We start from the raw sequence: 23541 nt of genomic DNA on the forward strand, positions 1-23541 counted from the left end.
TTAGAGCTTGAATGGAGAGAAAGATGCCCAATCCTCTTTGGTTCAACCCCGCACTTTGTTTGATCGGTGGAGAGTGGATCGCGCCCTCTGCTGGAGTCGACCTGCCTTTGATCAACCCCTCGGACGGGACGGAAATCTGTCACATCGCTCGGGGGGACACGTCCGATATCGACGCGGCGGTCGCAGCCGCGCAGGCGGCACTGGATGGGGATTGGGGCCGAAAAACCGCCCTGGAACGCGGGCGCATCCTGACTCGTTTAGGTCAGTTGGTACTCGAACGCGTGGACGATCTGGCCGCGTTAGAGGCGATGGATGTGGGCAAACCGCTGACCCAAGCGCGCGCAGATGCGGTGGCCTTGGCACGGTATTGCGAATTCTACGGCGGTGCGGCGGATAAAGTGATGGGTGAGACGATTCCCTATCTGGACGGCTATACCGTTTATACCCTGCGCGAACCCCATGGGGTGACGGGCCATATTGTGCCGTGGAACTACCCGATGCAGATCATCGGGCGTTCGGTCGGGGCGGCACTGGCGATGGGCAATGCCTGCGTCCTGAAACCGGCGGAAGAGGCTTGCCTGACCGCGCTGGCCTTAGCTCATCTGGCCCAACAAGCGGGTTTGCCAGCTGGTGCGCTAAACGTGGTGCCAGGTTTAGGGGCCGAAGCCGGAGCGGCACTGTCGGCGCATCCGGGCGTCCACCATATCTCGTTTACAGGGTCGGTCGCGACAGGGGCCTTGGTGCAGCAGGCGGCGGGGCGCAATGTTGTACCAGTAACGTTGGAATTGGGCGGAAAATCCCCGCAACTGGTGTTTGATGATGCCGATCTGGACGCGGCCCTTCCGTTTCTGGTGAATGCGGGTATTCAGAACGCGGGGCAAACCTGTTCGGCCTCGTCCCGTATTCTAGTGCAGCGTGGGGTTTATAGCCAAGTCAAGGCGCGCGTGGTTGCGGCCTATGCTGATCTGACCGTTGGACCTGCGGCGCAGGATTTGCGGGTGGGGCCGTTGATCTCGGCCCGTCAAAAAGAGATTGTCGAAGGGTTTCTGGCCAAAGGCAAAGATCTGACCATCGCCGGCCAAGGACAGATCGTTGAGGATGCTCCGGCTCAAGGTGCTTATGTGCGGCCAACCCTGTTCGCCGATGTGCCGCCTGATCACATGTTGGCGCAGGATGAGATTTTCGGCCCGGTGCAGGTGCTGATCCCTTTCGACACCGAGGACGAAGCCGCAGAGATCGCCAACAGCACCGACTATGGGCTTGTCGCCAGCATCTGGACCCGCGACGGCGCGCGGCAGATGCGGCTGGCGAAACGGCTGAATGCGGGGCAAGTCTTCGTCAATAACTACGGGGCAGGCGGCGGGGTCGAGCTGCCCTTTGGCGGCGTCGGCAAATCCGGTCATGGCCGAGAAAAGGGTTTCGAGGCGCTATACGGCTTTTCACAGCTTAAAACCGTGGCGAATTATCATGGTTAGGGTCTAAACGATCACCTCGATCGCTTTTTGCGCGCCAACGCCGAAGACGCGTTTGTAACGTTCGATCTCGTCCGCCGGTCCCATCGCCTTTTCAGGGTTGTCCGACAATTTCACCGTCGGACGTCCATTGGCCGAGACCGCTTTGCACACCAGCGAAAACGGCGCCAGTGCGTCATTCGGGACCAGCCCGCGGAAATCGTTGGTCAGCAATGTACCCCAGCCAAAGGATACTTTTGTCCGTCCGGCGAATTGGCCATGCAGCTCTCGGATCTTGTCCACATCCAGCCCATCCGAGAATATCACCCGCTTCTCGCGTGGGTCCTCACCGCGTGATTTCCACCAGTTGATCGCGGTTTCCGCCCCCGTTGCCGGGTCGCCACTATCAACACGGATGCCAGTCCAGCCTGCAAGCCAGTCGGGCGCACTGTCCAGAAAGCCCTGTGTTCCATAGGTGTCGGGCAGGATGATACGCAGGTTGCCGTCATGTTCTTCATGCCAGTCGCTGAGAACATCATACGGAGCTTGCGCCAGTTCCGCGTCCGTATCGGCCAGCGCGGAATAGACCATGGGCAGTTCATGCGCGTTGGTGCCGATGGCTTCAACCTCGCGCCGCATAGCGATCAGGCAGTTCGAGGTGCCGGAAAATGCAGACCCTAGTCCTTCGATCATGGCTTGTACGCACCAGTCCTGCCACAGGAACGAATGACGCCGCCGGGTGCCGAAATCTGCAATGCCCAGTCCATCAATGTCGCGCAATTGTTCAATCTTTTCCCAAACGCGGGTCATTGCGCGGGCATAGAGCACCTGCAGCTCGAACCGGCGCATGTCGTTCAGCACGGCGCGCGAGCGTAGCTCCATCAGTACGGCAAGCGCGGGAATTTCCCACAGCATGACCTCATGCCATTTGCCCTCGAACGTCAGTTCGTACTGATCGCCCTTACGTTCCAGATGATAGGGGGGCAGGCGCAGATTCTCGAACCACTCCATGAAATCGGACCGGAACATCTGCCGCTTGCCATAGAACATATTGCCCCGCAGCCAAGTGCTTTCACCGCGGCTGAGGCTGAGTGAGCGGATATGATCCAGCTGTTCGCGCAGTTCACCCTCGTCGATGAGCTTCGCCAAAGGGATGTGATTCGACCGATTAATCAGCGAAAACACAACATCCGTTTGGGGCCGATTTCGAAACACTGACTGGCACATCAGCAGTTTGTAGAAATCTGTGTCGATTAAAGACCGTACAATCGGGTCAATCTGCCATTTATGATTGTACACACGTGCCGCAATATCGACCATGAGGAACTCCTGCGATTTCCGTTGTTAGATCAATCGGTGTGTGGAATGGCAAGAGTCGCTGGTTTGGTGACAATGACAATGTCAGGTCACAAAGCGAGCATATTGTGTGTTCTTTTCACCGGTTAGTGAGAAGAGAGGTCGAAGGACGAGGTTAAGTTGGTGAATGGTTCTCGAGTACGATTTTGACATTGTTGTCGTCGATCCGGGGGAAGGGGATTCAGATTCGGGCCCGGATGGTTTTTCGAAGAAACCAGTGCTGCGTGCGATGTTTCGCAGTGTGAAGACTGCGGATGCTCTGAGGGCGGCCTCTCCAAAAATTCGCAAGATTTTTCAGGATGCAGGCTTTGGTCTGGACGCAACCGGCAGCGATCTTGTGCACGGCCTATACCGGCCAAGGGATGAGGCTGAACGGGAGCGGATCCTGCGCGCTCTGTTTGCCAATATTCGCAAGATGGGCGTTCAGGGCGAATATTGCGGCGAGTTCGATTTCCGAAAGTTCCTTCGGGACATTAAAAACGCCCGTCCGCGCAATGGTCAACGCCGTACAGTTGCGGACTGGACGCCAAACCCTCGGTACAAATCCCCTGCATCGCCCGAACGCCGTACCTTGCCGGGACGGATCGGCGTGGCACTGGGGCTGGCCGTAATTCTGTTTGTTATTGTCAAATACCTGGCCGAGCGTGGCGCGACCCCTTAGGACAGCGTTACACCGGCGTCACGCATCGCGGTTTCAGCCGTCGCTAGTGAACCATCCAGATCAATAGCGCGGCAAACGTCCAACCGAACTGTGACCTCGAAACCCAGCTGGGCTGCGTCCACGGCCGAGAAGTGTACACAGAAGTCTGTTGCCAACCCTACCATCGTCAGTTTTCGTATGCCGCGCGTGTTCAGGTACCCTTCCAACCCCGTTGGGGTGGTCTTGTCGTTTTCGAAAAAGGCAGAATAGCTATCGATGGTTGGGCGGAACCCCTTGCGGATGATCAGGTCCGCATTTGTGCGCAGATTGGGGTGAAACATGGCGCCGTGCGTATCTTGCACGCAATGATCGGGCCATAGAACCTGCGGACCATAGGGCATTTCGGTCATGTCATAGGGGTTTTTCCCCGCATGAGAGCTGGCGAAAGACGAATGCCCGGCCGGGTGCCAATCCTGAGTCAGGACCACCGCGTCGAAGTCGTCCATCATCGCGTTGATAGGGGCCACGATCTGGTCGCCTTCGGGCACGGCCAGCGCGCCGCCGGGGCAGAAATCGTTCTGGACGTCGATTACGATCAGGGCATGGGTCATCGTGATCTCCTTTTTTGATATCGGTAAGGGTGCAGGCAGGGGGCGTCAATCCGGTCCCTTGCGACTCTGTGCGCGTGAGGCTAGACCGCGCGCATGTATACGATCGCTGCCCTCTATCACTTCACCCGTTTCGCTGATCACGCCGCCTTGCGCGCGCCCCTGTTGGAGCTTTGCCGCGCGCAATCCGTCAAAGGTACGCTGCTGCTTGCGCAAGAGGGGATCAACGGCACCATCGCGGGCCCCCGCGCCGGGATTGACGCGGTGCTGGCCCATATCAAGGCGCTGCCGGGTTGTGCCGATCTGGAGTGGAAAGAGGCCACCGCCGACCACCCGCCCTTTGGCAAGATGAAGGTGCGCCTGAAGAAAGAGATCGTGACCATGGGCCAACCGGATGTCGATCCGCTTGCCCGCGTCGGCAATTATGTCGAGCCTGAGGAGTGGAACGACCTGATCCGCTCGGACGATGTGGTGGTGATCGACACGCGCAACGATTACGAGGTGGCGATTGGTACGTTTGAGGGCGCAATAGACCCTGAAACAGCCAGTTTCCGCGAATTCCCGGCGTGGTGGGAAGAAAACAAGGAGCGCTTCCACAACAAGCGCGTGGCCATGTTCTGTACCGGCGGTATCCGCTGTGAGAAATCAACCAACTTCCTGCTGGGGCAGGGGGTCGAGGATGTCTATCACCTCAAGGGTGGTATCCTGCGTTACCTTGAGGAAATGCCCGCCGAGGACAGCACCTGGCAAGGTGAGTGCTTTGTGTTCGACAACCGCGTTTCTGTGGGGCATGGGCTGGTCGAGGGGCCTCATAACCTGTGCCACGGCTGCCGCCGCCCGATCCGGCCCGAGGATATGAAACGGCCCGAATATGAGCACGGCGTTGCGTGCCACCAATGCGTAGATGAGACCTCGGAAGCGGACAAAATGCGCTTCCGCGAGCGGCAAAAGCAGATAGGTCTAGCACGTTCGCGCGGGCAGGAACATCTGGGAGCAGATTAAGCCAATTCCGGTTGCAGGCCCCGGTGCAAACCGGGATGATCACACGCAGACCCTGTGACCGGAGGCCCAATGTCGCGCAAACCCACCACTCTGGAGGAATGGAAATCGACCCTGCTGGCGGCGGGTGGCATGGTTGTGGCCAGTTTCGTGGCGTGGTTCGGCCTATCACGCCTGAGCGAGGCCACCGCAGGCGATACGATCGGTACCCTCGCCTCGGTCGGTTTGCTGTTGTGGATCGTGTCGCAGTCCTGGTTCTACATGACCCAAGTGAAATCGCCGCGTCGTGTGCTGTTCTTGATGGGCGTTTCCTTTATTCAGGTCGTCCCCTTCCTGTTCGCCGCCGTCTACGGTGCGTTCGGCTATAAAGACAACTGCGTGGTCGGTGCCAGCGGACCGGGGGACATCCTGTATTTCTCATACGTCACCTTCACCACCGTTGGATATGGTGACATGGCCCCGACCGGCCTGTGCCGCGCGTTGGCCGTGTCCGAAGCGGTGACAGGCTACATCCTGCTGGGCCTCTTCGTCGCCGCTGCCGTGGCACTTTATGCCCGAAACCACTCGGATTAGAGCCTATTTGTTGGTGTCAATCCACCGGGACATCATGTGCTTGTCGCGGAAACACTCAGACGGTATCGGCCTGCGTTTGGAACGCGAGATCCGTTCAGCAAAAGCGACCTGTTTGCCCGTGGGGTAATTGGCAAATGGCGACGGGTCATCTTGTTTATGCGCCGAAATCCACTGGGACATGGCCCTGCGGTCGCGTTGTGCCTCGACCGGGATTTCAAGCGCCGATTGCTGGGCAATCGCGCGCGCATAGCGCATCTGCCGGTCTGTGACGGGCAGCATGTGATAATCGTTGCTGGGTGCGTCGTACCAGCTTTGACGGGCAGCGTTGGCCATAGCTCGAATACCTCCGTTCCACCTCAGACATAATGATGGAACAAATATAGAACATTTTAGGAACTTTTTCAAGATTTCCGCTGATCCACACGGTTTTCACCGCGTTTCAAACCAGCCTGTCCCGTCGCGTTTCGACCAATTCGGCACGTATTTTCGTGCTTCCTAATTTAATCAAAGAATCAGTGCGTCTCATTTCAAGACACAAACGCTCACGACATCGCGCGTTTGGTGCCACCGGGCGATGATCCGCCGACGCGGCGTTTGCTTCCGGCGTTTTGATCGTCATTACCGACATTTTGCGTCGGGAACAGAGCATCAGTAGCCCCTGACCTGTGGCTGACTTTCCTGCAAGCTCTGTAGGAGGTGCGCCAATGAAAACCCATGCTCAGGCCGTTGTCATCGGAGGGGGGCTGGTCGGCTGCTCGATCCTGTATCACCTGGCCAAGCTGGGCTGGACTGATGTTGTCCTGCTGGAACGCGATGAGCTGACCAGCGGATCCACGTGGCACGCGGCGGCCAATATCCACGGGCTGCACGACAACAACAACATCACCCGTATCCAGCACTATACGATGAACCTGTATAAGCAGCTGGAGGCTGAAACCGGGCAGGGCTGTGGCGTGTTTCAATCCGGCTCGCTCTATTTGGCGCAGACTGAGGATCGCGAACACCAACTGCGCCTGCAAGAAGCCAAGGCGCGTTTCTACGGTCTTAACTTCCACGAGATCAGCCGCGAACAGGCTATGGAACTGCACCCTCTGGCGCAATTCGATGATATCCGCTGTATCATGTTCGAACCCGATGGCGGCAATGTTGACCCCTCGGGCGTGACCCATGCCTATGCGGCCGGAGCACGCGCGATGGGTGCCAGCATTGAGCGATTTTGCCCTGTGTTAGGCACTGAACAGCAACCAGATGGATCGTGGATCGTACGCACCGCAAAGGGCGATATCCACACGCAATGGGTGGTGAATGCCGGCGGCCTGTGGGGGCGTGAGGTGGCCGCATTGGCGGGTATTGAACTGCCCCTGCAACCGACTGAACATCAGTATTTCGTCACCCAAGCGATTGATGAAGTCGCCGCGTTGGGCCGCCGCTTGCCGTCCATCGCCGACCGGGATGGCGAGTACTACTTCCGGCAAGAAGGCAACGGTTTGCTGATCGGTGCCTATGAAAAAGACATGCGGTTTTGGGCTGAAAACGGCACGCCGCTTGATTTCGCCCATGATCTGTTCCCCGACGATTTGGATCGCATCATGGAGAACGTCATCCGCGCAACCGACCGTGTACCAGTGGCCGCGACCGCCGGTGTGAAGCGGGTGATCAATGGCCCGATGATCTGGTCGCCGGATTCGAACGCGATCTGGGGGCCTGTGCCCGAGCTGCAGAACTATTTCTGTTGCACCGGCATCATCCCCGGATTTTCGCAATCGGGCGGGCTTGGCCTGTTGTCGGCGCAATGGATGATCGAGGGCGAGCCGCAATACGACATGTTTGCCTGGGATCTGGCGCGGTTTGGCGACTGGGCCGACAAGGCCTTCACAAAAGCGCGGGTGCAGGACGTTTACACGCACCGCTTCGCCATTCACTTCCCGAACGAAGAACGCAGCGCGGGCCGCCCCGCCCGTGTGCGCCCTGCCTATCAGATACAAAAGAACATGGGCTGTGTCTTTGGCCTGAACTGCGGGTGGGAGCACCCCCTCTGGTTCGCCGATCAGCCTGGTGTGGTCGAGACTGCCGGCTTCACCCGCCAGAATTGGTGGGAACCGGTTGGCCGTGAAGTCCAGATGCTGAGGGACAATGTGGGTGTGATCGACATCTCGAACTTCGCCAACTACGTGATCAAGGGGTTGGGGGCGCACGATTGGTTGGATCGTCTTGTTGCCAACCGGGTACCGACCGAGGTTGGACGCTCCTGCCTGACGCCTCTGATCTCGGTACGTGGTGGCGTGGCGGGCGACTTTACCATCACCAAAGTCGCAGATGACGAATACATGATGATCGGTTCAGGCATGGCTGAGCGGTACCACCAGCGGTTCTTCAACATGGTTGATCTGCCAGAAGGCACCAGTTTCGAGGTTGCCACAAACCGCATCGCTGGCTTCAACGTTGCCGGCCCCAGATCGCGCGATCTGTTGCAACGGCTGACGAATGCAGACCTGTCTAACGAGGGGTTCCGTTTCATGCGGTCTCGTCAAATCGAGGTGGCGGGCGTTCAGTGTTTAGCCATCCGTGTCAGCTTTACCGGGGATTTGGGGTGGGAGTTGCACTGTGCCGAAGAGGATCAAGTTAGGCTCTATACTGCCCTTTTAGGCGCTGCAAACGATCTTGGCGGAGGCCCTGTTGGTGGTCGCGCGCTGGGGTCTTTGCGCATCGAAAAGGGGTATGGGTCGTGGGGTCGCGAATATTCACAGGAATATTGGCCGCACGAGGTCGGCCTGTCAGGATTGATCAAACTGGATAAGGACTTCCTGAACAAAAACGCCTATCGGGCAATCAAGGACACTCCGCCCCGAGAAGTACTGTCGATCTTTGAGATTGATGCCAAGATAGCCGATGCGTCGGGGGGAGAGCCCATTTTCACGCCTGACGGACGCCCGGTCGGGCGCGTCACATCGGGTGCTTATGGGTATTCCGTCGGCAAGTCGCTCGCCATTGGATATGTGAACCCCGACGCTGCGCAACCCGGCGACAAGGTCGAGGTATTCATTCTGGGCACTCCACACAGCGCAACTGTCTTGGCAGAGCCTCCGTTCGATCCGTCCGGGCTTCGCTTGCGCGGCCTCCATCAACCCGCAGCAGAGCCCGCCGAATGACCAATGCTTTCACCCGTGTTGCTGAGTTTACCTTGGACCGGCCAGCGGCGGATATGCCAGAGTCCGCCAAGGAAGCGGCTGCGCTGATGATGCTGGATACGATGGGTATCCTGATCGCGTCCGCCCAGATGGAGGCTGGTGTGATCGCGCGGGATACCGCAGCGCTGCTCTATGCCAGTTCCGATCCTGGTTTCAGCGCGCACATGATGTTTGACGGGCGGACCGTAAGCCTGGCCGGCGCGGCCTATGCTGCGGCAACGCAGATTGACAATCTGGACGGCCATGACGGCTACAACCCTACCAAAGGGCATATCGGCGTGGTGGTTTTACCGGCTCTGGTCGCTCTGGCTGAACATTGCCCGGACCTGACCGGCCCCGAAGCACTGGCAGCCGTCGTCACCGGGTACGAGGTTGCCGGGCGTGCCGGTATGTCACTGCACGCATCTGCCAGTGATTATCACACATCGGGCGCCTGGAATGCGTTGGGCGTTGTCGCCATGGCATCCCGGATGCGCCGCCATTCTAGCGAACAGATGCGACATGCCATGGGCATTGCCGAATATCACGGCCCGCGCAGTCAAATGATGCGCGAGATTGCGAACCCTACCATGTTGCATGATGGCTCGGGCTGGGGGGCATTGGTCGGGCTCTCTGCCACCGTTCTGGCCGAACGCGGGTTTACGGGCGCTCCAGCGATCACGGTCGAGGCCGAGTCGGCCGCGCAGTACTGGGCTGACCTGGGCCAGTTCTGGCAAGTCGAGCATCAATACGTGAAGCCTTACCCTATCTGCAGATGGGCCCACGCTGCCATTGACGGGGTGCGAATGCTGATGCTGAACAATGCACTATCGGCGGATCAGATCAAAACGGTGCAAATCAACAGCTTTCATGAAGCCGCCCGTTTATTCGCAGGAATGCCCGATACGACGTCTCAAGCACAATACTCGCTGCCTTTTGCGGTTGCCGTTCAGGCGATTTACGGGCGGATCGGGGTCGAACATATTTCGGGCGCGGGTCTGTGCGATCCAAAAGTTGCCGCCTTCATCACCCGTATTCAGGTATCCGAGGATCAACGTCATTCCCTACGGTTTCCCGAAGGACGTTGGGCGGATGTGCGTATTACTACAACTGACGGCCGTGTCTTGGCGTCTGGCGACGTTCACGCGCGAGGCGGGCCCGAAGATCCGTTCAGCCGCGCAGATGTGATCGCAAAGTTTAAAGACTTTGCCATGCCTGCGATCGGTGTCGAGCGCACAAACGCCATCGCCGCGGCTATTTTGGGCTGGACGGGTGAGTCTTCACGATTTTCCGATCTAAGCCCACAACTTTTTGCACCTGCTTTTAGAAAAGCACAGTAAATTTCAGAGACTCAAAGAGTTAGTCTTTCAACGTTCCAAGAAGCGTCGAGATATTTTCCCGTGTATCCGCACTGTCCTGCAAAAGGCCCTCTGCATCTGCCAAGGGTTTTCCGGGGTGTCGTTCAGGCGAACTGGCGAGAGTCTGCGTCAAGTCGTTGACCGTTCCATATTTGGCTTCAAGCTCTTTGGTGATTGCGTCGGATTGACCAGCGAGCCAGAATAACCTGTTGGCTTCATCATGGTCGTTAGCATCGCCCAAAAGTTGTCCCGCTTGTACAAAATCCCCGATGTCCTGCAAGGCTCGCGTCTTAAGAGCCATCGCGTCTTGGGATATGTCTCCCTCCAACTCCAGCAAAGCTTGATGTGGACGTCCCCGCAGTATTGATGAATGCGCCCTAAGCCTTGCTCTTTTGGACCTAAAAGACGTGTCCTGAGGCCGGTTCGCTAGCGCAAATGCCCGGCTGGCGAACCCAAGTTCTACCAAACGCTCTGCGACAGAGACAGCGGTTTCAGTGGTCAAAACCTTCGAGACATTACCGGATAAGCCGATTGTATGGCGCAGAAATGTTATGTCCTCGGACCGCTCAGCCAGAATTTGCACAACGCGGTTAACGGCTCCCTCGCGGTCTTGCCCATCGGGTATTTGCATTGCGGTATTCATCGCCTGATCGAAATCATTGCTTAGGCTTAGTGCAACCGCATGCGCACGCTGTAACATTGGATGCATCTCGGACTCGCGATATTCTATCTCAAAGGCCGCAGCCAAACCCAATTCCTTGGGTGAAACCGCACCGCGTTCAGACCAACGTTTTTCAATAAGGCGCGCCAAAGAAAGGGGCGCTTCGGAACCCGCATCTTCCGCTTCGATTGCTTCTTTCAGACGGAGCTCTGTTTCTTGGCCGTCGCCTTCCGCCTTAGCTATCGCTGCTTTGGCTTTGGACGTATCGGCGCTGCTGGTGTTCTCAACCCGATCAACGGATCGAAGCACCCGTCTTGCGGCTTCCAATTGGCTGCCTTCCACCATAATTTCCGACAGTCTGGGGCCAATTTGCTTGCGCAAATGATCAGGTAGACGAGCAAATGCATGTTCGATTGACGTCAGTTGCGCATCTTTTGCTAGTACGCCTTCCGACAATACAGACCAAAAGGCTGCGTCACTGTCGCATCGCTGTTGCCTCTGAAACGGGTTCGGCTCATCCACCGAGCGTTCGTCAAGAATCTGGGCGATTGTTACAATCATATGCCGCTCGCTTTCGTCAGGCTTCGCAAGGTCCAACATGGCGAGCGCTTCAACGCCAAACCCGTGATAGGCATAGAGCCTCGCAAGCCCTAACGCGCGTGCGCGATCGACGCGGTCAAATTCATGAAACAGAGCGGCGCGGGCGCTTGCCACTTGTTTCGAGAACGGTCGCAGGTCAGACCAGGTGTCAAACCCAATCTCGGCGTTGGTAATGCAGGACGGCTGACGTTCAAGTTCAATGAGATTTGGGCCAAGCAGATCATTCAATTCGTCAAGAATTGAGGTGACGTTGATATTCGCCTCCAGATCTGAAGGCAGAAGAGGCGCGTTTTGGAATCCGGTTGATCTTGGGCCAGCAGGAGTAAGGTTCAGATCGACGATAGAACGGTCTGCACCTTGCAGCAGTTTTGTGGATAGCTGATTTTCAAATTGCCGCGCGTTCAAATTAAGCAAGGGAAGCGCCACCACCTCGGTTTTCTGGACTGTCTCAAGCGGGTTTTCCTGCACAGCCGCTTTGGGGAGCAAAGGCGGTGGGATATCTTCGCTGAGCGGTGGAAGGGAGGCAGCGGGCGCAATATCCACCACGATCATCGTGTCTTTGTAAAGAAATGAGGACGCCACACAGTCGCAACCAAATTGCAACTCTAGCGCATCCCCCGGTTTCTTTTGTGATAATGCCGACAGGCGGTATTGCGTTAAACGGCGGAACACAGATCCAGTTTCGAAAGTCACGTCATCGAGTGCCACGTCGAGGCGGGCACCATTTTTCGTTTGAGCCAGAATCCAGCCGGTATCAGGCGGGATCTGTACAACCAATCGGGTATAACCATCATGTTCACCCGTCCGGACGGTCAATTCCTCGGCGAAAACGGCTTGAGCCGCCCCAAGCAAAATGGCCGCTATGCCCCAGGACTTTTTCATGCGGCTGCCTGCTTAAGCTCTTTCAGCGCCTCTTCAAGTTCCGAGAAGCCGGGGCGGTTATGCGTCGGTGTATTCTGTCGGCCAACCTCGATACACATCGCGGCATTATGGTTGTGTAAATTGGCGACCAGTACTTCCTTGATCAACTGGTAGAAATGGTTGTCCTCTTCAACCACGGCCTTCAGCTTGCCAGCGAAGGGTCCGACCAGACCATAAGCCAGAAAAACCCCTAGAAACGTACCGACTAGAGCACCACCGATCAACTTACCCAATACCTCGGGTGGTTGGTCAATCGAGCCCATTGTCTTGATAACCCCCAGAACGGCAGCAACGATACCCAACGCGGGCAGGCCATCGGCCACCGTTTGCAAAGCATGGCTGGAATGCATGGCGTGATGGAAATTCGCCTCCATCCGCTTTTCCAGAACTTCCTCGACCTGATGCGGATCGTCGTAATTCATCGACGCGGATCGCATTGTGTCACAAATCAGGTCAACGGCTTCCTTATCCGATTGGATCTTGGGATAGGCGGAAAAAAGAGACGAGTTTTGAGGGTCTTCAATGTGCTGTTCGACCTCGACCGGGTTCGCCTTGGCAATACGGATCATCGAAAACAGAAGACAAAGCAGATCGCGATAGTCTTCGGGTTTCCACTTGGGACCTTTGAAAACCTTGCCCATATCCTTGATGGTGTGTTTCACGGCGCTCATGTCGTTGCTGATCAAAAAGGCGCCCACGGCCGCGCCTCCGATCATCATCATCTCGAATGGCAATGACTTAAGGATGATCGTCATTTTGCCGCCCGCAGCCAAATAGCCGCCGAACACCATGGCGAAAATGACGACGATTCCGATTATTCCGATCATGTGGGCTCTCCGACGAAGTCAAATGCGGGATTAAAGGACATAGAGTTTATTCCTGAGGGGCGGCAGCATTTCGCCCCGCCATGATGACGCTGATCGTATAGGCCGCCTCGGGGCTGAGCCCGGCAAGGACGCCGGCAGCTGCGTCCGGCGGCATGCGCGACAAAAAACCTGCTGCGAAACCCGGATCCATTGTCTCAAACAAGGCTGCGGCGTCTTTCGGTTTCATGCTTTGGTACACATCGGTCAGCCGCGTCAAATCGGTCTCTGCTGCTTTTTGGGCATAGGACAACGTTTCCCGAAGGCTCGTTTCGGCGTCCTGTAATGCAACAAGGCGTGTCTCGATCGCCTGATCAGCGATATCGAGGGCTCTTTCCTTTTCCAAAATCGCCGCCTCACGCTCTTTCAATGCTTGTTCGCGGCGCAACAAAGCAGTTAGCAATTCTCGGGTTTTGGGATGGTCGTCCATTATCGGCTTCGCGGCAGTGACCGACGGCTCAGCGGCCTTAGCCAAAGCAGGTCCGGCTTCAAGCCCAACGCGGATTGCTGCAGACCCGACCATCAACAACGAGATCACTGTAAGAACGCCGCCTTTGGGCCGGTTGGAAGCCTTGCGAGTCATGCCGTTCCCTCACCGATTTTGCGCGTATGTCGCATAAACATGAGACCCATCGCGCGTTTGGGCTCGGGCTTTTCTGTCAGCTCGGTCGTGGATTCGGGTTCTGTTGAAACCTCGTCCTTCGGTAAAAAAGCGGTTTCGGTCGCCCCTGCTGAAACTGTTTCTTCTACCTCGTCTTTTTCTGGAATGACGTCGTGCATCGACGCCATCATCAACTCTAGCTGCTGGGCCACAGATTCCGCCCTGAGAGTTAGCGACTTGAGTTCATCACTGGCCTGATCTGACGTCACACGAGCCGAATCCAGTGATTTCTTAAGTTCGTCCGCCTGCGAAGACAAAACGGCCACCGCTCCGCCAACGCCTTTTTCAAGATCCGTGAAACGCCTGAGGCGGCGCGATAGAACAAAACAATACAGGCCTGCACCAAGAGCGCCGGCAACCAGAAAAATATCTGCGATCAATTCCAATTTCGCCTCCTAGTTCAGTACGAATTCCATCACGAGAACATCGCGCACGCGGTCTTCTCCGACGACGATCCCGATTCGACGTAGCAGATGGCCGCGTATGCGCATCAGCGCCAGGGAATCTTCCAGATCCCCAACTTGAACGGCACGCAAATATCCATTCAGGACGTCCATGATTCGCGGCTTCATTTTTTCAACGTCGCTCAGGTGTTCTGGATTCATCTCAAGCTGCGCATGAAACTTCAGGTGCCGCGAATCGCCCGACTTGATCGAAACGATGACCGGCGGCAGTTCGACAAAAACCACGTCGGGCAGGGCCTTGAGAGGTTTTTCCGTACCTTCTTTCATAGGTGCGTCAGCGGTTGGTTTCGGGCCAAAGGGCAACATTCCCGACGTGGTCAGGTAGTATCCGCCAGCTGCCCCGGCCACGGCTAGAATCGCACCGATAATCAACCCACTTTTCCCTGATTTTTCAGCCTCTTCTGCCTGTTCTGCAGTCGCGTCGGTCATGACGTCCTCATTCATCCGTTCCGCAACTGTCATAACCCGGCAGGGACTAACCGATTGTTAAGGGCAATCGTTCAAACAAGGGATGTGCCGGGCAGAATGCCGGCGAGTCGGAGGTGAGCGTGCAGCAGATCGGGACTGTCTGGGCAAGTTTGGACAGGCGTAAACAAATCATCGTTGCCGGTGCAGTCGTGCTGGTGTTTCTTGGGGTTCTAACGATGTCGCGACTGGTAAGCGCGCCGTCGATGACCTTGCTTTATGCGGGGCTGGAAAGTGGCGCAGCTGGCGATATCGTGCGGTCGCTGGACCAGCGTGGTGTGCCGTATGAGATTCGCGGCGGCTCGATCTATGTACCGGGTTCGCAGCGTGATGAACTGCGCATGACCCTGGCCAGTGATGGACTGCCTGCGAACGGAAATAGGGGATATGAGCTGCTGGATTCGCTGAGCGGCTTTGGCACGACGTCCCAGATGTTCGACGCTGCGTACTGGCGCGCGAAAGAGGGGGAACTGGCACGTACCATTGTCGGTGGTCCGCACATCAGTCAGGCACGGGTTCATATCGCGAACGGATCCTCGAATCCGTTCCAACGCAGCGTTGCTCCGACGGCATCGGTCTATCTGGTATCCTCAGGGGCCGACATTACTTCGGATCAGGCCAAGGCAATCCGCTTTCTTGTGTCGTCCGCTGTCAGTGGCTTGGCGCCGGAAAACGTCGCTGTGATCGACTCGAATGGTGCGGTCATTGGTGCGCAAGACAATCCTGTGGCGGGCGATACGGCCGACGACAAAGCCCAACAGCTGCGCGAGCGTGTTCTGCGCCTGGTTGAAGCCCGCGTGGGGACCGGCAACGCCGTGGTCGAAGTCAGCGTTGACACCGTTACCAAAACCGAGTCGATCCGTGAGCGTCGATTTGACCCTAGTGGCCGTGTCGCAATCAGTACCGATGTCGAAGAACGATCGGATAGTGCCCGGAACCAATCTGCAGATGTGACCGTTGCATCGAACTTGCCTGATGGGGACGGGGCCGGTGGCGATGAATCGAATTCGAATGCAACCCAAACGCGCGAGCGGGTGAATTATGAGGTTTCGGAAACCGAGCTGGAGGTCCACAACGCGCCAGGAGCCATCAAACGTTTGACGGTTGCCGTTCTGGTAAACGGTACGACATCGTCAGACGCAAGTGGCGTCGAGAGCTTTGTGCCGATGCCGGAAGTCGAGATGGAAGCACTGAAAGAGCTTGTCGCTTCGGCTGTTGGCTTCGATGCCGAGCGTGGTGATGTTATTACACTGAAGTCCATGAATTTGCCCGTGGTTGAACCGCAGGGAACCGTGGCTTCTTCCTCGATTTGGGGGAGTATCCATCTTGATGCGATGTCGTTGATCCAGATGACCATTCTGGCAGCGGTTTCGCTGATCCTTGCCCTGTTTGTCATTCGACCCATTCTGATGAAACCGGCTGCCGTGCCTGCCTTGTTGCCGGCAGGTTCCGCGACAGAACCCGAAGCGTACCTGACCGGAGAGATCGCGACCGATGAAGTTGGCCAATACCAGCCGGTGCCTCGACAAGCTCCGGCAGGTGATGTTCCGACCCTCACCAACGCGCCCGGCGCCGATCCTGTGGACCGGTTGCGAACGATGATCGGCGACAAGCAGGAAGAGACCGTGGAAATCCTGCGCAGCTGGCTTGAAGAAGGTGAGGAGCGTGCTTGATGTCGATAGCCCATCTTCTTGAAGATTTCACTCTGCAAACCGGTGGAGGAAAGCTCCACCTGTTGGATGAAGACGCGCTTGAAGAACAGCGGTTGGCCTCATTCGAACAAGGCTACAGCGCAGGTTGGGAAGACGCTCTGCAAGCGCAAGAGCAAAGCCGTAAGCAAGCCTCAGCCGAGCTGGCCAAGTCGTTGGAGGACATGTCCTTCACCTACCATGAAGCCGTGACGCGTATGACTTTGTCGCTGGAGTCCATGTTCAACAGCCTTGTGAACGCGGTTCTGCCCGACACGCTAGATCGCGGGTTCGCCGCGCGGTTGGTTGAACAGCTCAGCGAGATGGCACAGGAACAGATCGGACAACCGATGCAAGTGTTTGTTCCCAAGGGGCGCGCGGTTGAGGTTCAGAATTTGATCCCACCCAGCCTGTCAACGGCGGCGAATGTGATCGAAGATCCCTCGCTCGAAGCCGGACAGGCAAGGCTGCAGGTTGGCGTGGCCCAGCGCGAAGTTGATACTGATGGGCTGCTGGCATCGGTCGCCGGGGCGTTCGACGCGTATGTATTTGAGGCAAAAGAGGCAATGAGCAATGAGTGATCCCCAAACCCCAAAACCAGAGAAAGCCAATCCGTTCGAGTCTGTTCCGATCGAAGTCACCGTATCCGTGGGGCGCGCCCGACCTTTGATCCGCGACCTGTTGAACATGGGTGAGAATGCGGTGCTCACGTTGGATAAACGTATCGAGGACCCGGTCGACCTCTATGTCGGCGACCAGCTTGTTGCACGGGGTCTTCTGGAAGAGTTGGAAGGGGATCAGTCGGGCCAACTGGCTGTACGCCTGACCGAGATTGCTGACCTGCAGAACGGGATCGGCTGATGCGCGTATTGCCGTGGCTTATCGTTGCGCTGATAGGGATGACTCCGTCCTTTGCCATGGCGCAGGAGCTATCTTTGTCGCTGGAGGATGGGGGCTCGATCTCGGCTCGGACGGTCCAGTTGATCCTGTTGATCACCGTTCTCAGCCTGGCACCCGGATTGGCGATCATGATCACCTGCTTCCCGTTTCTGATCACGGTACTGGCAATTCTGCGGCAAGGGATCGGGTTGCAACAATCGCCCCCCAACATGCTGATCGTCAGCTTGGCTTTGTTTCTGACCTATTTCATAATGGAGCCCGTCTTTACCGAAGCCTGGACCACTGGCATCCGTCCCATGGTCAATGAAACGATGGAGGTTGAGCCTGCTTTGGAACGGGCGTTGCAGCCATTTCGCGCCTTCATGGCCGCAAGGCTGGACCCCGATACATTTCACGCAATGGCTGCGCTTCGACCAGAAGGCAATACAGTCGATGTGTCACTGGATGCTCCGCTGTCGATCCTGATGCCATCTTTCATGCTGTCCGAGATCGCGCGCGCTTTTCAGATCGGCTTTCTAATCTTTCTGCCGTTCCTGATCATCGACCTTGTCGTTGCGGCGGTGCTGATGTCGATGGGTATGATGATGGTACCGCCGGCCACGGTATCACTTCCGTTCAAGCTGGCGTTTTTTGTAATTGCGGACGGATGGTCGTTGATCGCAAGCGCCTTGGTCCGAAGTTATATGGCCTGACAGATCAGTGCCGTGTAATCGTCAATCGGGCGCGCAACCCCTGATCTCCGGCCTCAAACCGCAGCGCGCCGCCATGCTGTTCCGCGACCGTCGCGGCAATGGTCAGACCCAGGCCGAACCCGTCTGACGACCCTGTATTGGTTCCGCGCTGGAAAGGGGCCATCAGAGCTTCGATATCCTGAACCGACAGATCGGTACCCTTGTCCTCGACCGTGATCGTGGCAGAATGCGCGTCGGTTTCAAGCTGGACCTCGGCATGGCGGCCGTATTTCAGCGCGTTGTCGATTAGGTTGGTCAAGGCGCGTTTCAGCGAAATCGGTCTGGCGGTGACCAGCATGCGCCGCGCTTCCTGCAAGGTGCCGTGCCCGCGCCGGGACATAAAAACGGATGGCGCACCTTCAACCGCAACAGGATCAATGTTCTGCAAGGTCACGGGGCGATCCATATCCTGATAGTCGTCGACAACCGACTCGACCAGGGATGTCAGTGAAATCTGACGAGGCTCTTCGACACTCAGTTCGGAGCGCGTGTATGTCAGGACACTTTCGATCATGCCTGTCATCTGATCCACATCCGCTTCGAGCTTTTCACGCAGTTCGTCATCCGCGATGAGCGCAGCGCGCAATCGGACTCGGGTTGCAGGGGTTCCCAGATCATGGCTGACGCCCGAAAGGACAGTGGCACGTTGTTCCAACTGAGCGCGCTCGGCATCGAGATGGGCGTTTACGGCAGACACGATGTCCCGCAGCTCGGTCGGGCCATCTGCGTCGTAACTATCGGGTCCTCCGCGCCTCCGACGGTCGCGCAGGGCATGGGCAAACCGGGTGAACGTGTCAGACACATTACCAACCGAGGTCAGGATCACCGCCAGCGCTACGATTCCCAGCAATATCGCAGGCAGGCGTAGATCGGTCGGGGCCGCGCCGCACCCCCAGATACCGGTTCCGTCCACGCGGTACCATGGCCCACGTCCAAACTGCGCGATCAGGATCGGCTCGCTGCAATAGGTGGCCAGCAATCGTGTCAGGTTACCCATCTTCTCGGGCCCTGTCTGATCGCTACGCGAGACGATATCTGACACCGGATAGACTAGACGATCGGACAGGATCGCCAGCGTCAATTCACGCCCGTTGAGCGGCGCTGAACTGTCGGTCAGGATCGAAAGGTTGGTCAGGAACCGACGGCCCGAAGACCCAGGCAATTGCTGGAACTCTCCCTTATCGGCCAGGACGGCATCCGCCGGTGACAAGGGCGTAATGGACAGCGGGGCTGCTGGGGCCATTCCGGTGCGCAGGTCTTCGTAAACCGTAAACCCCGCGACGAAGGATTGCGTCAGGAACTGATTCCAGGCGCGGGCCGAAGCAAACCACAGGCTGGCCGATACCAGCCCTGTTGCGAAGGCTGAGATCACCCAAAACCAGCCTAAATTGCGTAGGCGCAGCGTCATTCCTCTTGCACCGACACGTCGGCGGCAAAAACATAGCCGACGCCGCGTTCGGTGCGCAGCATCTGCGGGTCCTTCGGGTTGACTTCGATCTTTGACCGCAACCGCCCGACCAGCATGTCGATGGCGCGGCCCTGCGCCTCGGGTTTGTCGGTGCCGCCGGTGACATCCAGCGCGGCGACGATCTCATCCCTTGTCAGGGGGATATGCGGATTGGCCAGCAAAACCTTGAGCAACGCCGTCTCACGTTGTGACAGCGCCACCAAATAGCCCTCGGGCGAATGCACCTCATCGCGTTTGCCATCATAGAGCCAGCCGTCAAAGCGGAAGCTGTGGATGCGGCGGCGGTAGGCCAGTGACGATGACCGCCGCGCCCGTTGCATCACCGCCCGCACGCGGGCCAGCAGAAGCTGAGGGTTGAAGGGTTTGGCGATATAGTCATCGGCCCCGACTTCATACCCCGCCATGCGCTGATGGTCGGCTGAGAGGGCCGAGACCAGAATGATCGGCACATCCTGTTCGGCGCGCAGGCGGGCGCAGATCTCGACGCCGTTTTCATCGCCCAGCATCACGTCCAGCAGGATCAGGTCGATGCGGCCGGTGTTCAGGTGGCTGCGGATTTCATTTTCAGAACTGGCGGGCAGGGCGATGAACCCGTTCTGTTGCAGGAACTGGGTCATCATCGCCCGCATCTCGGGGTCGTCATCCACCACCAAAAGTCGCGGGATACTCACGCGGTTTGTCCTCCCAGTCACTGTTCCTCCGATATCGTCAATTGTAACGAACGGAAACAGATTCAATGTCAACGTAACACGCGGTAACAGAAGCGGTGAAAAATTGGGCTGATGCACGGGTTTGGCGCGGATTCCAAGTTGCCAGACGGCCTGTGCGCCCCAGTATGGCCGACATCGCTGCTGCGGCAGTCACTTCGTTCTCTAGGGAGGAGACAAGAAATGAAACGTTTTGCATTTGCCACCGTATCGACGCTGGCTGTTGTGGCCGGATCGTCGGTGTTGGCGGGCCCCCAGGCAGAAGTTCTGCATTGGTGGACATCGGGGGGCGAGGCCAAGTCGGTTGCCGTCCTGCAAGAGGAATTCGCGGCCAATGGTGGCAGCTGGACCGATATGCCCGTGGCCGGTGGTGGCGGTGATGCCGCGATGACCGCGTTGCGCGCTCGCGTTCTGTCGGGCAACGCGCCAACGGCCGTTCAGTTGAAAGGCCCGGCCATTCAGGAATGGTATGAGGAAGGCGTGCTGGCCGACATCTCATCCGTGGCAGAGGCCGAAGGTTGGGCAGACGTTCTGCCCGCCTCAATTGCGGGCCATATGAAATGCGAGGGCACGTGGTGCGCCGCGCCTGTGAACGTACACCGCGTTGACTGGATCTGGGCCAACGCCGACGTTCTGGCCGCAAATGGCATCGAGATGCCGACCACGTGGGACGAATTCAACGCTGCCGCGGATAAGCTGCAAGCCGCAGGTGTGATCCCGCTGGCCCATGGTGGTCAGGCATGGCAGGACGCGACCGTTTTTGAAACCGTGGTACTGGGCATTGGCGGTCCCGAGTTCTTCCAGAAAGCGCTGGTTGATCTGGACCCTCAGGCGCTGACCTCGGACACGATGGTGCAGGTGTTCGACCAGATGCGCACAATGCGCGGCTACGTGGACGAGAACTTCTCGGGCCGCGACTGGAACCTGGCCACCGCGATGGTCATGAACGGTGAGGCGGCGTTCCAGATCATGGGTGATTGGGCCAAGGGCGAGTTCCTGGCAGCGGGCAAAAAACCGGGTGAGGACTTCCTGTGCGCCTCGACCCCCGGTGACGGCTATCTGTACAATGTCGACAGCTTTGCAATGTTCGATGTGGACGGAGATGACAAGAAAGCCGGTCAGGACCTGTTGGCCAAGCTGATCGTCGCACCGAACTTCCAGAAAGTATTCAACCTGAACAAAGGCTCGATCCCGGCACGGACCGACGTGGCACTGGATGACTTTGACATCTGCGCCAACTTGTCGGCCGAAGATATGGGTTCGACCTCGGACGCAGGCTCGCTGCTGCCGTCTTATGCCCACGGCATGGCGCTGCGCGGGTCGCAGTCTGGTGCGATCACGGATGTTGTGACCGCGCATTTCAACTCGGATATGTCGTCGGCTGACGCGGTTCAGCAATTGGCGGCAGCAGTGGCTAACAGCTACTGATCCAAATCGCTCTGCCCCCTATACTGACGGGGCAGAGCATCTTTCCCCGGAGGAAATCATGTCCGAATGGCTGGAAAACCACCTGCCCAAGGTGGTGCTGGCACCGTCGTTCATTGCCGTATTGATCTTTGTCTACGGCTTTATCGGATGGACGGCCTGGGTGTCACTGACCCGATCGAAACTGTTGCCGAAATACGAGATCAAGGGATTCATCCAGTATGAACGCCTGTTTGACTCGCCCCGCTGGGATACGGCGATCAACAACTTGTATATCTTTGGCGCGCTTTTCATCATCATTGCGATGGTGCTTGGCCTGCTTCTGGCTATTCTGCTGGATCAGAAGATCCGGGTCGAAGGGGCCATCCGAACGATCTATCTGTACCCGATGGCGCTGTCGATGATCGTGACCGGCACCGCGTGGAAGTGGATCTTGAACCCCGGTCTGGGGATCGAATCCATGGTGCAGGGTTGGGGTTTCACGAATTTCGAGTTCGACTGGCTGGTGAACCCGGACTACGCCATCTACACCATCGTGATGGCCGCGATCTGGCAAAGCTCGGGCTTCGTCATGGCGCTGTTTCTCGCTGGCCTGCGTTCGGTCGATGGTGAGATTATCAAGGCAGCCCAAGTCGATGGTATCCCAACATGGCGCATCTATACGGCGATTATCATCCCGTCGATGGCTCCGATCTTCCTGTCGGCCTTCATCGTGCTGGCCCACCTCGCGATCAAGAGCTTTGACCTTGTCATCGCCCTCACGGGTGGTGGCCCCGGTTACGCAACCGATCTGCCAGCCACCTACATGTACGCCATGGCGTTCTCGCGCGGCGATATTGGTCAGGCGGCATCATCCGCGATGATCATGATGCTGGTCGTCTTTGCCATCGTCGTTCCCTATCTTTACTCAGAGCTGAGGGCGAAAAATGACTGATCTGTCGATGCCCCAATCCCAAACCGAACCTCGTAGCCAAAGTGCCGCTGGCAAGATTGCCCTGCGTTGGTTGCTCTACGTCCTGCTGGGCCTCTTTGCGCTGTATTACCTGATGCCGCTGTTCGTGATGTTGACCACATCGCTGAAAAGCCTTGAGGAAATCCGCACCGGGTCTCTGATATCGCTGCCGCGTGAGGTCAGCTTCGACGCCTGGAAGACAGCTTGGTCCGGTGCCTGTACCGGCATTCAGTGCGAAGGCCTGCGCCCCTATTTCTGGAACTCGGTCCTCATCGCGGTGCCTGCGGTGGCGATCTCGACCCTGCTCGGCGCGTTGAACGGCTATGTCGTGGCGCAATGGCGGTTCAAAGGCGCGAACATCATCTTTTCGCTGATGCTGTTTGGCTGCTTTATTCCGTTTCAGGTGGTTTTGCTGCCGATGGCGCGCCTGTTGGGTATGATGGGGATCGCCGGCACCATCCCGGGCCTGATCTTTGTCCATGTGATCTACGGGCTGGGTTTCACCACGCTGTTTTTCCGCAACTACTATGTCACCATCCCGTCCGAGCTGACCAAGGCCGCACGCGTCGATGGGGCCGGGTTCCTGCGGATTTTCTGGTCGATCTTCCTGCCGCTGTCGCTGCCGATCATCGTTGTGACCGTGATTTGGCAGTTCACGCAGATCTGGAACGACTTCCTGTTCGGCGTGTCCTTCAGCCAGGCGGGCACGCAACCCGTGACCGTGGCACTGAATAACATCGTAAACTCCACCACCGGCGTCAAAGAATACAACGTCGACATGGCCGCCGCGATCATCGCGGGCCTACCGACGCTGCTCGTCTATGTCGTTGCCGGTAAGTATTTCATCCGCGGCCTGACCGCCGGTTCTGTGAAGGGATAAGAC

General features: G+C 57.6%; 23 protein-coding genes. 13 read left to right on the forward strand and 10 right to left on the reverse strand.

What is annotated here, in order from left to right; genetic code table 11:
- The first annotated feature begins 23 nt into the window (after positions 1-23).
- Positions 24-1475 (forward strand): aldehyde dehydrogenase family protein, encoded by a 1452-nt coding sequence (locus AC2FF7_RS13140; RefSeq protein ID WP_480869097.1) that lies wholly within the window; start codon positions 24-26, stop codon positions 1473-1475.
- A gap of 3 nt (positions 1476-1478) precedes the next feature.
- Here AC2FF7_RS13140 and pncB read toward each other — a convergent pair whose 3' ends face one another.
- The gene (gene pncB, locus AC2FF7_RS13145; RefSeq protein WP_480869098.1) at positions 1479-2771 is read right to left on the reverse strand and encodes a nicotinate phosphoribosyltransferase; all 1293 of its coding nucleotides are present in this window, start codon (positions 2769-2771) and stop codon (positions 1479-1481) included.
- Between the two features lie 163 nt (positions 2772-2934).
- Here pncB and AC2FF7_RS13150 point away from each other — a divergent pair, with 163 nt between their 5' ends.
- Positions 2935-3468, forward strand: a complete 534-nt coding sequence (locus tag AC2FF7_RS13150; RefSeq protein WP_170755195.1) for a hypothetical protein — start codon at positions 2935-2937, stop codon at positions 3466-3468.
- Here the strand turns inward: AC2FF7_RS13150 and pncA are convergent.
- Positions 3465-4058: a bifunctional nicotinamidase/pyrazinamidase gene (pncA, locus tag AC2FF7_RS13155; protein WP_480869099.1), complete on the reverse strand. Its 594-nt coding sequence runs from the start codon at positions 4056-4058 to the stop codon at positions 3465-3467. The genes AC2FF7_RS13150 and pncA overlap by 4 nt on opposite strands.
- A 93-nt stretch (positions 4059-4151) precedes the next feature.
- On the opposite strand from pncA, the gene trhO reads away from it, so the two are divergent.
- Positions 4152-5057, forward strand: coding sequence for an oxygen-dependent tRNA uridine(34) hydroxylase TrhO (trhO, locus tag AC2FF7_RS13160; RefSeq protein ID WP_480869100.1), 906 nt, complete (start codon positions 4152-4154; stop codon positions 5055-5057).
- Positions 5058-5126: 69 nt separating this feature from the next.
- Positions 5127-5627, forward strand: coding sequence for a potassium channel family protein (locus AC2FF7_RS13165; protein ID WP_170755198.1), 501 nt, complete (start codon positions 5127-5129; stop codon positions 5625-5627).
- A 3-nt stretch (positions 5628-5630) separates the two neighbouring features.
- On the opposite strand, the gene AC2FF7_RS13170 is transcribed toward AC2FF7_RS13165, so the two are convergent.
- Positions 5631-5960 (reverse strand): hypothetical protein, encoded by a 330-nt coding sequence (locus AC2FF7_RS13170; protein WP_170755199.1) that lies wholly within the window; start codon positions 5958-5960, stop codon positions 5631-5633.
- A 371-nt stretch (positions 5961-6331) separates the two neighbouring features.
- Here AC2FF7_RS13170 and AC2FF7_RS13175 point away from each other — a divergent pair, with 371 nt between their 5' ends.
- The gene (locus AC2FF7_RS13175; RefSeq protein ID WP_496905768.1) at positions 6332-8776 is read left to right on the forward strand and encodes a GcvT family protein; all 2445 of its coding nucleotides are present in this window, start codon (positions 6332-6334) and stop codon (positions 8774-8776) included.
- Positions 8773-10134 carry an MmgE/PrpD family protein gene (locus AC2FF7_RS13180; protein ID WP_480869103.1) on the forward strand — a complete coding sequence of 454 codons (1362 nt, stop codon included), beginning with the start codon at positions 8773-8775 and terminating at the stop codon, positions 10132-10134. Before AC2FF7_RS13175 ends, AC2FF7_RS13180 begins: the two co-directional genes overlap by 4 nt.
- A 19-nt stretch (positions 10135-10153) precedes the next feature.
- On the opposite strand, the gene AC2FF7_RS13185 is transcribed toward AC2FF7_RS13180, so the two are convergent.
- The 5 genes from AC2FF7_RS13185 to AC2FF7_RS13205 are packed head-to-tail and all read right to left on the reverse strand — an operon-like array spanning position 10154 to position 14751.
- Entirely contained in the window at positions 10154-12295 is a 2142-nt protein-coding gene (locus AC2FF7_RS13185) for a hypothetical protein (protein WP_496905769.1), read from the reverse strand.
- Positions 12292-13161, reverse strand: coding sequence for a flagellar motor stator protein MotA (gene motA / locus AC2FF7_RS13190; RefSeq protein WP_353392759.1), 870 nt, complete (start codon positions 13159-13161; stop codon positions 12292-12294). The genes AC2FF7_RS13185 and motA overlap by 4 nt, the downstream gene beginning before the upstream one ends.
- Positions 13162-13207: 46 nt before the next feature.
- Complete coding sequence (locus tag AC2FF7_RS13195; RefSeq protein WP_480869105.1) at positions 13208-13780, reverse strand: MotE family protein; 573 nt, start codon at positions 13778-13780, stop codon at positions 13208-13210.
- Positions 13777-14244 (reverse strand): hypothetical protein, encoded by a 468-nt coding sequence (locus tag AC2FF7_RS13200; RefSeq protein ID WP_496905770.1) that lies wholly within the window; start codon positions 14242-14244, stop codon positions 13777-13779. The genes AC2FF7_RS13195 and AC2FF7_RS13200 overlap by 4 nt, the downstream gene beginning before the upstream one ends.
- Before the next feature lie 9 nt (positions 14245-14253).
- Positions 14254-14751 carry a flagellar basal body-associated FliL family protein gene (locus tag AC2FF7_RS13205; protein ID WP_496905771.1) on the reverse strand — a complete coding sequence of 166 codons (498 nt, stop codon included), beginning with the start codon at positions 14749-14751 and terminating at the stop codon, positions 14254-14256.
- 119 nt (positions 14752-14870) lie between these two features.
- Between AC2FF7_RS13205 and fliF the strand changes: the two genes are divergently transcribed.
- From fliF to fliP, 4 genes are read left to right on the forward strand one after another with little or no spacing between them, the layout of a single operon-like run.
- Entirely contained in the window at positions 14871-16460 is a 1590-nt protein-coding gene (fliF, locus tag AC2FF7_RS13210; protein ID WP_496905772.1) for a flagellar basal-body MS-ring/collar protein FliF, read from the forward strand.
- Positions 16460-17056 (forward strand): FliH/SctL family protein, encoded by a 597-nt coding sequence (locus tag AC2FF7_RS13215; protein WP_480869108.1) that lies wholly within the window; start codon positions 16460-16462, stop codon positions 17054-17056. Before fliF ends, AC2FF7_RS13215 begins: the two co-directional genes overlap by 1 nt.
- Positions 17049-17336 (forward strand): FliM/FliN family flagellar motor switch protein, encoded by a 288-nt coding sequence (locus AC2FF7_RS13220; protein WP_480869109.1) that lies wholly within the window; start codon positions 17049-17051, stop codon positions 17334-17336. The genes AC2FF7_RS13215 and AC2FF7_RS13220 overlap by 8 nt, the downstream gene beginning before the upstream one ends.
- Positions 17336-18067: a flagellar type III secretion system pore protein FliP gene (fliP, locus tag AC2FF7_RS13225; RefSeq protein WP_170355918.1), complete on the forward strand. Its 732-nt coding sequence runs from the start codon at positions 17336-17338 to the stop codon at positions 18065-18067. Before AC2FF7_RS13220 ends, fliP begins: the two co-directional genes overlap by 1 nt.
- A 4-nt stretch (positions 18068-18071) precedes the next feature.
- Here fliP and AC2FF7_RS13230 read toward each other — a convergent pair whose 3' ends face one another.
- Both AC2FF7_RS13230 and AC2FF7_RS13235 read right to left on the reverse strand, forming a co-directional pair.
- On the reverse strand, positions 18072-19514 hold the full coding sequence (locus tag AC2FF7_RS13230) for a sensor histidine kinase (protein ID WP_170355920.1): 1443 nt from the start codon (positions 19512-19514) through the stop codon (positions 18072-18074).
- Positions 19511-20245, reverse strand: coding sequence for a response regulator transcription factor (locus tag AC2FF7_RS13235; RefSeq protein ID WP_170755211.1), 735 nt, complete (start codon positions 20243-20245; stop codon positions 19511-19513). Before AC2FF7_RS13235 ends, AC2FF7_RS13230 begins: the two co-directional genes overlap by 4 nt.
- Positions 20246-20464: 219 nt before the next feature.
- On the opposite strand from AC2FF7_RS13235, the gene AC2FF7_RS13240 reads away from it, so the two are divergent.
- The 3 genes from AC2FF7_RS13240 to AC2FF7_RS13250 are packed head-to-tail and all read left to right on the forward strand — an operon-like array spanning position 20465 to position 23538.
- On the forward strand, positions 20465-21709 hold the full coding sequence (locus AC2FF7_RS13240; RefSeq protein ID WP_480869111.1) for an ABC transporter substrate-binding protein: 1245 nt from the start codon (positions 20465-20467) through the stop codon (positions 21707-21709).
- Positions 21710-21767: 58 nt separating this feature from the next.
- A complete protein-coding gene (locus AC2FF7_RS13245; RefSeq protein WP_170355925.1) occupies positions 21768-22640 on the forward strand; it encodes a carbohydrate ABC transporter permease in 873 nt (290 codons plus the stop codon).
- A complete protein-coding gene (locus tag AC2FF7_RS13250) occupies positions 22633-23538 on the forward strand; it encodes a carbohydrate ABC transporter permease (RefSeq protein WP_180885230.1) in 906 nt (301 codons plus the stop codon). Before AC2FF7_RS13245 ends, AC2FF7_RS13250 begins: the two co-directional genes overlap by 8 nt.
- Positions 23539-23541: the final 3 nt, after the last annotated feature.

The organism is Ruegeria sp. YTSC325 (genome assembly GCF_059609525.1).